We start from the raw sequence: 12,332 nt of genomic DNA on the forward strand, positions 1-12,332 counted from the left end.
TGTGGAAGAGGGGAAAAGGCGGAGATTACCTCAAAACCTTACCTATTCTTATTATTGAGATGGAGAAGGACGAGTTGACGACCGAATGGCTTGAAGCGAACCTCGGACGTGCGCTGACAGAAAAGGAACAGCGTTACGTGAAATGGATCAACGGATTGGACACGGAGACGATCCAAACAATCGGCGGTCTGATCGATCAGGCACACCGTTTTGGCTACATCAGCGGTCAGGTAAAGTGAGAACACGCATCACAATGAATAGGGTGAGTACATGCAATTTATAAAGAAATCGGAACTAGAAAATATGTTAAGAAGCGCTTTTGGTACAGGCTTTTGGAGTGCTCTTAGTGTAGACCATGAAGAAGATAGTCTACACATTAAACAGGAAGAAGAATTCCAAAAGTTTTATGAAGAACTTGAAAGGAAGCAATCCAAAAACGCTACAACAAAATGAATATAATTGTACATCAGGAAGGTGGTTTAAATGAGCATTAATGAGCTATGGCAAAAGGATAAACAGGTTGAAGTCTTTGCTCGTAAACAAGGAATGTTTCCTGTTCGAACCTCATTTTTCTATCACTTTTGGTCGAAAGGAATGTCTTTCCTAGTTTGCCTTTCGATTCTTTTTTGCTTGGCACTAACGTTTGTTTTTTCAATAGTTCCTTGGCTTTCACTGACAATCACGATAGCCTTAGCTATTGCCGTTATGGTTCGATTTAAGGATGAAGTTCGTATTGTGACATTTGATCGTATGAAAAAAAGTTTTGAATCTACGAATACTACAAATTGAATATTATGTATCTTTATAGACTAATCATCGAAGAGTACAAGAAATGATCCGGCAGGGGCGGGCTACGTCCCGGTTTAGATAAGAGAAAATGAATACAATTTTGTGGAGGTGCTTTGTAGGTGAATGTGGATGTGGGTTTTTTTGAAGAATTTTCATCGTACGAGATGGAGAGATTGCTAGAGTTAACTAAGATGCTTGAAAGTATGCTCGGCGGTAAAATCAGCGATGAAGAATTTAAACAACTTGGTTTGATGTTAGGGCTGGCTGATATGGCAGCTTATGATTTGTTGATTAAGCTGTTCAGAGAAGTATATGATGCCGGAGTAAAAATGCCTAGTGAAGTAACTGCTGTAGAAGTTAGGGACAGGGCGCTGCTCATAATCGGCGCACTATCGGAAAATGGCGAACAGATAGAACGAGCTATTGCAGCTCTTAATGGAGACATAGATGCACTTTTTAGCATGGAGAATTACAAACGTTCAATATGAATATTAAGTTGCAAGAGATCGAAATATTGGAGGTTTTGAATCAAATGACAGCTATTCGGGGTGAAGTAGTACCGAATATAAATTGCCCATTTTGCAACAAGTTACTATTATATGCACGTACCGAAATTACAAATATTGGAGCGAGAATTGTTATGACTTGCGGAAGCAACCCTGATGATTGCAAAGCAGTCGAACAAGAAAAAGTGTTTTACGTGTATTGCGATAACAACAACTTAGAGTATTAGTCAATGAACAGCTTTGAATATCGAATCTTCAGATTGAGACATTTTCAGGAAATTAAACGTATTACCTAACAAGAATATTTGTTCGCTTGTTAGGAGGTATGACAGTGGAGTTCGTACAGCCAATCCGTAATGTTAATCAAATAGAAATGATGAAGTCGTTTTTGTTGCAAGCTCATTGAGGGATTGGTTCATGTTCGTAATGGGGATTTGGGTTGAGGATAAGCGACCTATTGCCGTTGCAAGTTTTCAAGGAGCTGCTGGGCCTTGACCAATACCAATTGCTTTCGTTTCACGGTATTCAGCGATTTTGGGCGATTCAATTCCTGACGCAGAATTTTCTGGAGTTTCAGCGACAGGAGTGGATGAGAAGTGATACAGATTTGACGTTTGGCGACGTGGTTCGCCGCATCCGAGAAGAGTTCTTCGGGCAAATCGTCGTGTATGTCTACGAGCAAGTTTTGGAGAAAAGGCCTCTTCTCGACATCTTGCGTCATCTCAAGTTATCCGCCTAAAAGCGCTAATTCACCGTTCACGCTACAGGTCTGTCCTCTTAATCGCTTAGTATCGAAAATCGCAAGACTCAAGTTCCTTACTGTAGATTCTTCTCGAATTTCTGAACACGCCGATAATAGGAATGCCTCCATGAATCCCTATCTGTTTCAGTGGATGGGGATTATTTGATGTGTCACGGTACTCAAACAAGGGCAACTGCTACTGCTTCTCCAATTAGAATATCTAATTCCCATTGTGGATAAACGGGGATATAGTCAGGAAAAACTCTTTCGGTTAGCAGGAGTGAGTCCTAATACGGTGAGTACACTTTGTTCGAACACTGAATATGTGCCGAGCGGAAGTATCATGCAGTTGAAGGCCCTTCGAGAAGTGGATCCTTCCGTCAGGGCCGAACAGTTCTGTGTTGATCTTCACCATTTTCCGGGTTGTCGATATGAAATACGATCGGATCTGGTCTTCCGTTCTTGTTCAAATTGGCAATCGTAATGCGGCGATCTTGATTCTCATCCCCCGGGTAGGAGCAGGCCGCTAGATGCCGCCGTCGTCGGGCTCAACCGGCGTGTCAAAGGCCGGCTGGACCGCAGAGTATACATCCTTGAAGAATTGCCGAACGAAGGCGTTCTTTCCTGGGTCATCATTAAATAGGGCCCTCTCGTCACCGATCTTTAACAGCCATTCGGAGATCATAATGATGATCACCCGTTCAACATCATCCATGATCGGCGGAATTCTTCATTACACGGGACATCTGACTATCCATTCATAAGCGGAACCATTTTTCATTTAATCTAAAACAAATTCCTATCGAACTGCTCCTTCGCCTCGGACGGCCGCCTGGTGGTGACCCTGGGCGGCAAGGTGGTGACGCCGTAACCTCCCGCACCGCCTGACCCCGCCACTCAGGCCCACGCCGACCTTTTGGTCGAGCGGGCCGGTAGCCGCTTCTGGCCGCTTTATCGCTATTCCACGACGTCGTACTCCACCCACAGCAACACGTCCCGCGCAGCGGCGAGTCTGTTGGAATCGTTGCCCTTTTTGATTTCGAGATCGACGGCCCGGGCGGGGGAGCCGCCGGTTGCCGCGTTGAGCGGCAGCGCGTTGGCGGGATTCCCGTCGCTGAGCACACCGAGGTTGGACATCGCGATGCCGTCCTCGATCTGGAACGTCGTAACGGCGGTGCCGATGCGGAGCTTGGCGTCAAACTTCCCTCCGTCGACGCCGGGCAGGAGCACGGCGAGGTTGGTGACCTTGCCGTGGCCCGGGAGCGGGAGCTTGTTGAGGGCGAAGCTCACCTTCGCGGTCGGCGGCGGATTCCGCAGAGTCGAGAGCCCGTCGGTGTCGACCGAGAGCGCTGAGACGAACAGCGACCGCGACGCGGGCGCGGGTGCCGGGGCGTTGTCGGTCCGCCCGGCGTCGTAGTACGCCTGCAGGTCGAAGGTGAGGAGTACGTCGGTGACGCGGCAGAGCCCCATGGGGTTCGCGTCCAGGGGCAGCTCCAGCGTCCAGGTCGTCGTAAACGCGGTGCCCTCGAACGGAAGCAGTTGCTCGCCGGGGAGGCCGTGTAGTTCCAGGTCGCGCCGGACCCGGAACTCGCTGACCGGGTAGGCGTCGGCGAAGCGCAGGAGCGGGACGCGCTCGGCTCGGGAGAGCGGCCGAGCAGCGAGAACCCAATGTTGGTGAGGATCCCGCTCGGCCGCTCCACGGTGCCCGGAGCGTCTACCAGGGCGTCGACGGTGCGAATGCGGTGCGCGTACGTGCCGGGAAGGCCGACCAGGAGGTCGTCGTCAGTATGTGTGAACGTGCAGCGGCCGGTTTGTTTGAGCTGTCCGAAGGCGAGCGGCTGTTCAGAGAAAATAAAGTGATAGACTCAAAAATAAAGTATTAGACTGGGAAAATAAAGTTGTAGACTGATTGACCGTATTCCGGAAGCGCCGGTTCGGCGCGATCGGCTCGCCGGCGGCGCCAGCTGCGCGGCGAAGCTGCAGCTCGCGCTCCTGGTTGTTCTTCCGGAAGCGCTGGTTCGGCGCGATCGGCTTGCTGGCGGCGCCAGCTGCGCGGCGAAGCTGCAGCTCACGCTCCTGGTTGTTCTTCCGGAAGCGCTCTAAAACTTATTTTTCAATATCTGACGATTTTCGAAGCCCTTAACCGAGTCAAATTAACTACCTTGGTCTAATACTTTATTTTCTTTTGACAGCGGCAGGTCACGCGAGAGAGAGTACGTACGGGTGAGCGGCAGGCTAGGCCGGGCGGAGCCGAGGCCCACCGCCTCAAGTTCAGCAAGGTCCAGGGACAGCCGGTCGACGCCACCGATGTCGAGGTAGCGTGCAGCGAGCGCCGGGCGACGCCCGCCAGCGCGTCCCAGAAGTCGCGGTTGAGGAACCGCTCGTTCTGGTAGGTGAGCAGGTCGCGGGCGTAGGCGAGGTCGGTGGCGGCGATCTGACCCTGTAGCTTTGGCTTTGCGATGGTCACCTGCCACTCCTGCACCCAGACCGCGGCCTTGGCGGCGGGCAGCGTCTCATTGGTCAGTGCCTTCAACTCGTTCTCGCGCTTGGTGGCGGCCTCGGAGGGTCATCGTGCTGACCACCGCGAACGTGGTGAACCCGCCGGCGGCGCCGCTGCCGATGGTCTTGATCGTTTCGTTCTAGGTCGACTTGGCGCCGGCCGCCCAGCGCTGGGTGGCATCGACGAGGGTCCGGTAGCGCAGCGTCGGCACGGTCTCGTCGTTGTAGCCGTAGAAGTTCAGCCCCGCCTCCAGCTGCTGCAACGCCATTCGGGCACGGTCGAGTTGGTTACGTCGGCGCGGGTTCTCGAACAAGCCAAGCGGGGGGATCACGATGACGGGCGGCCGGTAAGCCATGGTCCCCGAGTCCTTGCCGTGCAGGAACACGACCGCCTTGTAGAGCTCGCGGGCCCGCTCCAGGCTCGCTGGGTCGGCGGTGCGATAGAGCGTCTGGCCCAGGCAAGCAGGGCGTCGGCTTGCACCACCCGGCGTACCGCTCTTCGAGCGGGTGCAGGATCGACGGATCCGGTTTCGTCACGTCAAAGAAGTTGCGCACCTGCGGTGTGAGCGGGAACGGGCCGTCCAGGCGACGGTCGTCGTCGTACATCAGCCGCGACGTGTAGGGGAGGTCGCCCAGCGGGTCGTTCCACCGCAGCCGACCGGCCACCACGCGCTTGGCCTGGCTCGTATGGGGGGGCTTCACCATCCCGGGCGGCGTACCCAGCATTCCGACGCCGACGTAGAACCCCGTCACGGTCGAGAGGATATCGATGGCGCCAGGGATGGCGCCCAGCTCGGAGCGGATCATCGCGCGTAGCATCGGCAGCAGGAACCACTGCTGGTAGCAGCGCAGCCGGGTGGCGTGGTCCCGGGCGATCCGGAAGTGCACGACGTCGGGCCAGCTCGAAAAACCGCTCGAAGCTGTCCGGCAGATACGTCGTGCGCGCGTGCCGGTCAGATCAACGATGGTCGTGACTTTGACGGCCCGGCGGCGGGCGAGGCTCGCGCTCTGAAGCAGCTGCTTGGCCTCGTCGGCCAGGCGCGCTGCGGTGGCGAACTGGCCCTTGTCGATCGCTTGGACGAGCTCAACGAGCTTCGCGTCGGCCGCGCAGTACTTCAGCAGGAACGTCGCCGACCGGTGCACCTCGTCGATCGGTCCGAAGTGGGGCTCGTACGACGAGATCGTGTACGTGTTGGGGATCGCCTCGTGGTACTGAAGGAATTTCTTGCGGTCTTCGTTCAGCCACAGGCCCCGCGGGGAAGAACGGCTGCTGCCGGCCGAGCGACTCGTCGAAACGCAGGAAGAACGGCGCTAATCCGATCACGTCGGGCCACAGGATTGGCTTGCCCTGCACGCCGGGCAGCTGCGGCTCGATCATATTCTCGGTCGGCTCGACCGGCCCTGCGCGGTGTCGCTCAGGATTCGCGAGAGGGTATGGACGTTGAGGAGCACCGGCGTGAAGATGGCGGTTGGCGAACTCGTCTAGCCCACCAGTGCCAGCGCCAGGAGCGTGTCGAGGTACGCGCGTTCGATCAGGTCGCCCTGGGGGGGGATACTTGCGGCGGGGACGGTGAACCCGAACCCGTTCCCCGTCGGCGCGGTCAGGATCGCCGTGACGAGAGGGATCAGTAGCTTGTTGAGCGGCGTCTCGGTGCGGTCGGCGATACGGAAGTCCTGAAAGAAGCGGCGCAGCAGCTGCCGTTCCACGACGTCCGGGAACGCGGTGGCGTCAGCCGTGACCCCGAGCTTCTGCTGGTGTGCGAACAGCACGAACACGCCGCGCAAGTAGTCACGGTAGGACTGGTCGTCCGGCAGAGACCACGTGAATCGGTCCAAGATCGGCCCGGGCCAGGTGAATTCGTCCGGGTCGATCTTGTCGAAGTTGACGTGGATGTCGATGTCTTGCAGGGGCAGGTAGCCCACGGTGCCGTCCCGCAGCGCGTCAGGATCTACGAGACGTACGTCGGCCTGCCCGTCCCCCGGACCGAGCTCGTCCAGCAGGCGGGCCATGCTGTCGGGGGCCGGGCGGGTCAGGTCATCAGCCACGTCGCCGACGATGACGCGACGGGTGGCGACCAGATGGTCGGCCAGCATCGCCAGGTGACCTGGGTCGACGTGGTCCTGTCCACGGACGACCAGCCGGATCGGCTCGTCGTCGAAGAGCGCCTGCCTACTGACCGGAACCTCCTCGCCGTCACTGTCGATCCGTACGGCTAGTGGCTCCCGCCACAGGTCATTGCCGACCTCCAGCCCGGCGACGCCCTCACTGTCCGTCCGGGCCCGGGCGACGACATGGTCGCCGACCAGCGCCTCGACGCCGACTTCCGAGATCGGCCGCTCCCGTTGTCTCGTGCCGGACGTAAGAATATCACGCAGATTCAGCATGCTGCTAAAGGTCGACGCCATCTTAGCAGTATTACGAACTTCTTGAATCATGCTCCGTTTATTTTCTTCTCTTGGCTATTCCTACAGATATAAAAGGGAATAGCTTATTTTTTTCCTTTTAAGGTACGATTAAAATGTATATAGGTTAGAAAATATGTGATTCTCTTAATAAACCTCTCAAAAGGGAACTTCCCAGAGCAGCCATATTTGTCCGCGCCGCGTTTGGCACGCAAATCGCCGGCAGCGGAGCGGTCAACTGCAGTACCAATCCAGTTTCGCGGTATCAGGTGGGTTCCGTCTTTCGGATGTGCCGTCAACGCGAAGGAAAACAGCACCTGCTGCGGCCCAGCTTAAACGTACAACGTATCGCTGCAGCACCTTTGGTTCGATTCCGGCATTACGATCGACATCCAGAAACTCTTGTTCAGAAAGGGGGGATCCTGGAAGGCCTAGCCTGTGTCGATCAATTGGGCTGCTGTGGGGCTCCATTCGCCATTGGCATGCAGGCAACACCCGAATAATTCATTCAATTGATAATTATTTGGAATAACGATATTATATAATGGTAATAAAGTCCTAATAAGTTTGAGTTATATTGTGGAAATTCCTCTTAGTTATGAAGGAATTTTTTTATACCCTCTGTAGAGAGAAAATAGAGAGGTGACTTGGATGAGGAAAGATATAATAGATACCCAAGAAATTATAAAGAAATGGGGTATTGAAGATCGGGAGATAGAGGAACTAGTAAATGAGGAAAAATTGTTACCTATAGATCGGCAAGCAGAGCTTTTACAGTTCACACAAGAGGAAATAAATAGGTTTTTGCTTGAGGAGAATTTCTCTCTAACTGAGGCAGCATTACTTGCAGGAATCTCAAAAACATATTTAAGTAACCTTGCAGTTGCTAATGAAGTAGAAAGTACCTTGATGACATTGGGGAAGCGTAAAAGACGAACCTTTAAGTTTCCGGCCATACTTGAGTTAAAGTCTCGACTGCAGAAAGAAAAACATCAATTTTCCTTTCAAAGAGGGGCAGGGAAGGCATTAACTCTTTTTGAGAATGGGTTATGTCTTTTCGACTCATTTAGTTTCAATAATCAGAAGGTTATAGTAACCCAAGTTAATCCGATCGTTCTTCTCTTTCCTCACGGTTTTGTTATCCCTAATGAGAACATCGATTATACTTCACCAGTTCCATCGGATCGCAAATATGAGATGGCCACTGGTTCATGTGTGTTTCAATTTGAAAAAGAACCAAATATTTTTTCGCCCTGGTACTCTATCCTGTTTCAACTGATTCAAAAGATGGGAACCAACAATTTAAAAATTCATGAGATGGACGAATACTATCTTGTCCGGTGTCGATTGGTAAGCATTAAAGGGAACGTCTCTTTATATGAAAAATTAGAAAGTAGACTTATATCAGGCAAAGTGGAATATAATTCGGAGACCAACACCATACAATTGTATTCTGACTATTCTGTGGTGAGGTGTAAGATTAAAACAGATATAGTCAGTCATATTAATCAGATTGTAGAAGAAGAACAGAAAGATTTTGATTTAGTAGTAAATGAACTTCTAGAAGAAGCTCTTAACAGAAAAATAGAGAGTGCTAAATGATATCTAGCACTCTCTATTTCATTTTCCTGCGTAAATGCTCCGGTAGGCATGTAGTACAAAATTGGAGACTGTTCTTGGGGATGCGTTTCAGTTGATTCTTTTCCATTTCAGTCAATTGTCGGCCACACTTTATACACGTATCTGAATCTGCTAACGTATTGTTATTGTTAAGCAGACTTATCCCAGGATTATTCCCCCACTTTTCAAAAGGGGCTAAATTTATCCATCCCACCTGCCACTTGTCAAGTGCATTTTTAAACGCAGTACTCATAGCTAAATCAGTAGCATTGGCCGTGTTGGACTGTTTGATATCACAAAGCGCATGCCCGTCACGAAAACGACCTTGTATCTCAATCCGAACGATAGCCTTTACATATTTTCCTGATGTATTCACTTCTAATTCTCGAATTTCATAGTTATATTCCCCCTCCGTGATAGATTCAAGTAGGTCAATGTATACCTGGATAGGGAAGTATTTATGGTTTTGATTCTCTTCATACGAACGCATTGCCCCATCCGGAAGAGGTTGTTTCAGTGCTTTAATAATCTCAGAATAGTCATGCATAAAGGTACCCCACAGCTTGTATATGTAGGAGCTCATTTCGAAACACGAAGCGACCATCTAAGTAGATTACTGTATCTGTAAAATCGGAAATAAGCACTCCCGCTTCAGCCAACTTCCCCTCAATAAACATATCAACAGGTATTTGAAATAGAATACAATGGTATAGATCGGCATCAGTGCGTACAACTGTTTTCACAAGCGCTCCTCACTTTCTCTGAATGTATTTGTCAAAGGCATTGTAAGTTCTCAGTGCTAATTTAACCCGCTCCGGAACACGCATTTTTAACATGTTCAAATAGGTAAGACCTGAATCTGTCAATCGTAATAAAACAATAAGCCGGTGATTCGGGTCGCTGCCTGCTCGTTCGATATGTCCATTCTCAATCAGTTTGGTAATTCTCTGGGATAAGTAGCCCCGGTTAACCCCAACACCATCCAACTCTTTAACAATGATTTGTTCGAGCTGTAACAGATAGTGCGATTTCTTCTGCAGTTCATTTAGCACAATATACTCCAGGACATCATGAACTTTGAGTAACGACCCCAGGGTTTCATCCATGTCCACGTTCTTTTTAATATTGGCCATCATAGACACTCCTTTCTCCTTAGTTCTATCCCTAATGTATCATAAAATCACCAAATAGTATACTTGCAAATAGTTTGTCAGCATACTATGCTGCCCGCTCCTCTGCTACTTCTCAGTTTCTTGCTTCTTCTCCTCCTTTCTACCCATTTGCCACTACGCTGCTATGTTCGAATTTTGTTTCTAATCACAATTCTGATTCTAAACACGTATCTATTCACCCTAGATCCGGATCTAGAAACAGAACTGCTATTCTGTATCTTACATCCTATCTTGAACTCATTCGATCGGGCATCCATCCACCCGAATTGGCAAACTCGCTAAAAGGGTGGGGGACCTGAAGTAGCAAAAGTAGAAGTTTGAGAAAAAATGCACATGAAATGATATGTGTAGCAGGTATAGATTGGAGGAGAAGCGGGGGACGATGGTTTGTAAACAAACTATTTGAAGATAAACTTTTTTGGACAGTCTTTTTCTTGTGTACTATAATAGAGACAACAATTTCATTTAACTAGAGCGGAAGACGCAGACACTCCCCTTGTAGGGGAGCGGTTTGCGTCTTTTTATTTTGGAGGAAATGTGCATGGATCTCCTGAACGAAGCAATCAATCAATATGTACGATTTCGTTCTCATGAAGCGGTTGAAGACAATGTCGATATACTATCTCTATTCGATAGATTAAAGGTGGTCGATTTTCATACTGCTCAACATTCAATCGTGGTGGCCTACGTGTCGTCCGTTATTGCTGCAGCTCTACCTTCATCCTGGTCAAAACGTTCCATATATTTGGCCGGCTTGTTCCATGATATCGGGAAACTGCATTGGCCACGTTATCTTTTTTCGCAAGTGGATATGTACCCAACCGAACGTGAGATGGTTCAGCAGCACCCGGTCGAGGGCCATCGCTTGTTAACGAAATATAACGCCCATTCTGATTGTCTGGATGCATGTCTGTATCACCATGAACGATTAAATGGGAGCGGGTTTCCATGTGGTACAAAAACTATACCGCCGGCTGCAGCAATCGTCAGTGTTGCGGATACGTTCACCTCTATCTTTATATGCAGAGGGAAACGCCAGGGTAGGGAAACTCGTCTTCATGTCGTGGATGCTCTTTTCGCTGAAGCCAAAGAAAATCGATTGCACCCTATATATGTGGACGTTGTTGTAGAGTTCTTCACTTCTATTCCGCGAAGAAAAGCAGATATGATACAATGGTAAGGAGGAAGAGAAAGGTGGGAAAACAATTGAGTAAGACCATAACCTTAATCATCGATAAATATGGTAACTACTTGTTACAACGTTACAATCAAATTTTTAGCCACCTTCAAAATGAAGAATATAGTCTGCAGCAGATGAAAACCCACATAGATGAATATGCCCAGTATCTTTATACTCGCAAAATGCTGGAGCTGAAAAGAATGTCTACGACCATTCGCGAACAGAATTTATCATATTCTAAACAAATATACGATTTGAGAGTCTCACAAAACACGGTTCCTCAAGAACTGCTCTCCAAGGAGAAACTTACATACTTTCAAGCTGCCATGCTAGAATCGGCCATTAGATATAAGGAAATTGATCAGAAAAAGAATGATTATTCCATTGATAAGGATCTGCTTGATTATCCAGTGATGACGGTGCGTGGTCCATATAGTGACAAACTCGACACGTTAAAACAACACGATGGAAGCATTCGAACCAAACGAAAAGGATTCAAGTCCACCTATTATATTAATAAAAATGGTGTGTTTTTGTCGCCGTTTGATGGCCGTACGCTCATTGGTTTAGGGAAGATGTGGGAGCTTAAAGGGCGCGAACGACAGTTTGAATTTACATTCAATGAGCTTAGTAAAGTCGTCCATGCAAATAACCAGGGCGGGGATTACAACTTACTAGCGGAGAGTATCGTGAATATTGCCGCTACGTCAATCGTACTGGACGAATTTAAGGATGACAATGACGATTATGAGAAGGCAGTCACTCACATTCATTCACCGATTTCTGAAGCAGTTGTTGATCGGGAACAACGACAAGTAAAAATTCTTTTTAGCGAAAGAATGCATTCAAATCTGCTATCCGGCAAAGTTGTTAATCTCAGTATGACATTGTTTAATGACCTCGGAACCGAAACGTCGAAAATTCTGTATCTTACACTCATACAAAAAGCCAAGGATGGCCATTTCCTCATCGAAACGAAGCAATTATTTGAGCAACTGGGCTTAAACGGTTCAACGTCGTATAAAAATCTTCAAACTCTGAAATCTGCAATCGAAGAATTATGTGCTTACGACGTTGTATACGACTATTCATTTCTTAAGAAGGGAAGAGTGACAACGCATCTTAACTTCTCCCTGAGCGATTGGGTTTTAGCCCATAATAACATTGCGAGCCATAATCCTACTTATTTAGAAGAACCGGTCCTTTTTTGACCGGTTCTTTGCTTGTATATCCTTTCTACTCCTACTTGTATATCCTTTCTACTCCCATTTTGATAGCCTTTCTTACCCCCAAAAATATTTTTGGCTTTTTTAATAGCCTTTGTTCTCCTAGTTTAATAGCCTTTCTACTCCCAATAGCCTTTCTGCTCCTAAATCAATATCCCTTCAGCTCCTAAATCAATATCCTTTCTACTCCTAATA

At 49.1% G+C, this 12,332-nt stretch carries 17 protein-coding genes; 9 read left to right on the forward strand and 8 right to left on the reverse strand.

The window, feature by feature from the left end:
- The 5 genes from DQX05_RS31255 to DQX05_RS29535 form a co-directional block, all read left to right on the forward strand.
- The coding region (locus tag DQX05_RS31255; RefSeq protein ID WP_220483312.1) for a hypothetical protein at positions 1 to 239 on the forward strand (239 nt) is incomplete at its 5' end.
- A gap of 31 nt (positions 240 to 270) precedes the next feature.
- On the forward strand, positions 271 to 453 hold the full coding sequence (locus DQX05_RS29515; protein ID WP_119796798.1) for a hypothetical protein: 183 nt from the start codon (positions 271 to 273) through the stop codon (positions 451 to 453).
- Between the two features lie 30 nt (positions 454 to 483).
- Positions 484 to 789, forward strand: coding sequence for a hypothetical protein (locus DQX05_RS29520; protein WP_119796799.1), 306 nt, complete (start codon positions 484 to 486; stop codon positions 787 to 789).
- A 119-nt stretch (positions 790 to 908) separates the two neighbouring features.
- Positions 909 to 1,277: a hypothetical protein gene (locus DQX05_RS29525; protein ID WP_119796800.1), complete on the forward strand. Its 369-nt coding sequence runs from the start codon at positions 909 to 911 to the stop codon at positions 1,275 to 1,277.
- Positions 1,278 to 1,752: 475 nt separating this feature from the next.
- Entirely contained in the window at positions 1,753 to 2,034 is a 282-nt protein-coding gene (locus DQX05_RS29535) for a hypothetical protein (RefSeq protein ID WP_147385247.1), read from the forward strand.
- A 529-nt stretch (positions 2,035 to 2,563) separates the two neighbouring features.
- Here DQX05_RS29535 and DQX05_RS29540 read toward each other — a convergent pair.
- Both DQX05_RS29540 and DQX05_RS29545 read right to left on the reverse strand, forming a co-directional pair.
- Positions 2,564 to 2,752: a hypothetical protein gene (locus DQX05_RS29540; protein ID WP_119796803.1), complete on the reverse strand. Its 189-nt coding sequence runs from the start codon at positions 2,750 to 2,752 to the stop codon at positions 2,564 to 2,566.
- 242 nt (positions 2,753 to 2,994) lie between these two features.
- Positions 2,995 to 3,507, reverse strand: a complete 513-nt coding sequence (locus DQX05_RS29545) for a hypothetical protein (protein WP_119796804.1) — start codon at positions 3,505 to 3,507, stop codon at positions 2,995 to 2,997.
- A 439-nt stretch (positions 3,508 to 3,946) separates the two neighbouring features.
- Between DQX05_RS29545 and DQX05_RS29550 the strand changes: the two genes are divergently transcribed.
- Positions 3,947 to 4,180 carry a hypothetical protein gene (locus DQX05_RS29550; protein WP_119796805.1) on the forward strand — a complete coding sequence of 78 codons (234 nt, stop codon included), beginning with the start codon at positions 3,947 to 3,949 and terminating at the stop codon, positions 4,178 to 4,180.
- A 24-nt stretch (positions 4,181 to 4,204) separates the two neighbouring features.
- Here the strand turns inward: DQX05_RS29550 and DQX05_RS29555 are convergent, their stop codons facing one another.
- The 4 genes from DQX05_RS29555 to DQX05_RS29565 form a co-directional block, all read right to left on the reverse strand.
- Entirely contained in the window at positions 4,205 to 4,570 is a 366-nt protein-coding gene (locus DQX05_RS29555; protein WP_119796806.1) for a hypothetical protein, read from the reverse strand.
- Positions 4,571 to 4,676: 106 nt separating this feature from the next.
- The gene (locus DQX05_RS32745; protein ID WP_259392309.1) at positions 4,677 to 4,805 is read right to left on the reverse strand and encodes a hypothetical protein; all 129 of its coding nucleotides are present in this window, start codon (positions 4,803 to 4,805) and stop codon (positions 4,677 to 4,679) included.
- Positions 4,806 to 4,824: 19 nt separating this feature from the next.
- A complete protein-coding gene (locus tag DQX05_RS29560) occupies positions 4,825 to 5,679 on the reverse strand; it encodes a hypothetical protein (RefSeq protein ID WP_119796807.1) in 855 nt (284 codons plus the stop codon).
- 339 nt (positions 5,680 to 6,018) lie between these two features.
- Positions 6,019 to 6,972, reverse strand: coding sequence for a hypothetical protein (locus DQX05_RS29565; RefSeq protein ID WP_147385249.1), 954 nt, complete (start codon positions 6,970 to 6,972; stop codon positions 6,019 to 6,021).
- A gap of 618 nt (positions 6,973 to 7,590) precedes the next feature.
- Here DQX05_RS29565 and DQX05_RS29570 point away from each other — a divergent pair.
- Complete coding sequence (locus tag DQX05_RS29570) at positions 7,591 to 8,541, forward strand: hypothetical protein (RefSeq protein WP_119796809.1); 951 nt, start codon at positions 7,591 to 7,593, stop codon at positions 8,539 to 8,541.
- 13 nt (positions 8,542 to 8,554) lie between these two features.
- Here DQX05_RS29570 and DQX05_RS29575 read toward each other — a convergent pair whose 3' ends face one another.
- Positions 8,555 to 9,106: a hypothetical protein gene (locus DQX05_RS29575; RefSeq protein ID WP_119796810.1), complete on the reverse strand. Its 552-nt coding sequence runs from the start codon at positions 9,104 to 9,106 to the stop codon at positions 8,555 to 8,557.
- A 205-nt stretch (positions 9,107 to 9,311) separates the two neighbouring features.
- A complete protein-coding gene (locus DQX05_RS29585; RefSeq protein ID WP_119796812.1) occupies positions 9,312 to 9,695 on the reverse strand; it encodes a helix-turn-helix domain-containing protein in 384 nt (127 codons plus the stop codon).
- Between the two features lie 577 nt (positions 9,696 to 10,272).
- Between DQX05_RS29585 and DQX05_RS29590 the strand changes: the two genes are divergently transcribed.
- Together DQX05_RS29590 and DQX05_RS29595 are read left to right on the forward strand one after the other, a co-directional pair.
- Positions 10,273 to 10,911 carry an HD-GYP domain-containing protein gene (locus tag DQX05_RS29590; RefSeq protein ID WP_182914962.1) on the forward strand — a complete coding sequence of 213 codons (639 nt, stop codon included), beginning with the start codon at positions 10,273 to 10,275 and terminating at the stop codon, positions 10,909 to 10,911.
- 14 nt (positions 10,912 to 10,925) lie between these two features.
- The gene (locus tag DQX05_RS29595) at positions 10,926 to 12,122 is read left to right on the forward strand and encodes a replication initiation protein (protein ID WP_119796814.1); all 1,197 of its coding nucleotides are present in this window, start codon (positions 10,926 to 10,928) and stop codon (positions 12,120 to 12,122) included.
- The last annotated feature ends 210 nt before the right edge of the window (positions 12,123 to 12,332 follow it).

Source organism: Paenibacillus thiaminolyticus (assembly GCF_003591545.1).
GTDB classification, from domain to species: Bacteria; Bacillota; Bacilli; order Paenibacillales; family Paenibacillaceae; genus Paenibacillus_B; species Paenibacillus_B thiaminolyticus_A.

What these genes read in the sequence shown, in the direction of transcription:
- DQX05_RS29570 (WP_119796809.1), top strand. Translation starts at nt 7,591, where the DNA reads ATGAGGAAAGATATAATAGATACCCAAGAAATTATAAAGAAATGGGGT.
- DQX05_RS29515 (WP_119796798.1), top strand. Translation starts at nt 271, where the DNA reads ATGCAATTTATAAAGAAATCGGAACTAGAAAATATGTTAAGAAGCGCT.
- DQX05_RS29590 (WP_182914962.1), top strand. Translation starts at nt 10,273, where the DNA reads ATGGATCTCCTGAACGAAGCAATCAATCAATATGTACGATTTCGTTCT.
- DQX05_RS29520 (WP_119796799.1), top strand. Translation starts at nt 484, where the DNA reads ATGAGCATTAATGAGCTATGGCAAAAGGATAAACAGGTTGAAGTCTTT.
- DQX05_RS29545 (WP_119796804.1), bottom strand. Translation starts at nt 3,507, where the DNA reads ATGGGGCTCTGCCGCGTCACCGACGTACTCCTCACCTTCGACCTGCAG.
- DQX05_RS29575 (WP_119796810.1), bottom strand. Translation starts at nt 9,106, where the DNA reads ATGCATGACTATTCTGAGATTATTAAAGCACTGAAACAACCTCTTCCG.
- DQX05_RS29540 (WP_119796803.1), bottom strand. Translation starts at nt 2,752, where the DNA reads ATGGATGATGTTGAACGGGTGATCATCATTATGATCTCCGAATGGCTG.
- DQX05_RS29585 (WP_119796812.1), bottom strand. Translation starts at nt 9,695, where the DNA reads ATGATGGCCAATATTAAAAAGAACGTGGACATGGATGAAACCCTGGGG.
- DQX05_RS32745 (WP_259392309.1), bottom strand. Translation starts at nt 4,805, where the DNA reads ATGGCGTTGCAGCAGCTGGAGGCGGGGCTGAACTTCTACGGCTACAAC.
- DQX05_RS29565 (WP_147385249.1), bottom strand. Translation starts at nt 6,972, where the DNA reads ATGATTCAAGAAGTTCGTAATACTGCTAAGATGGCGTCGACCTTTAGC.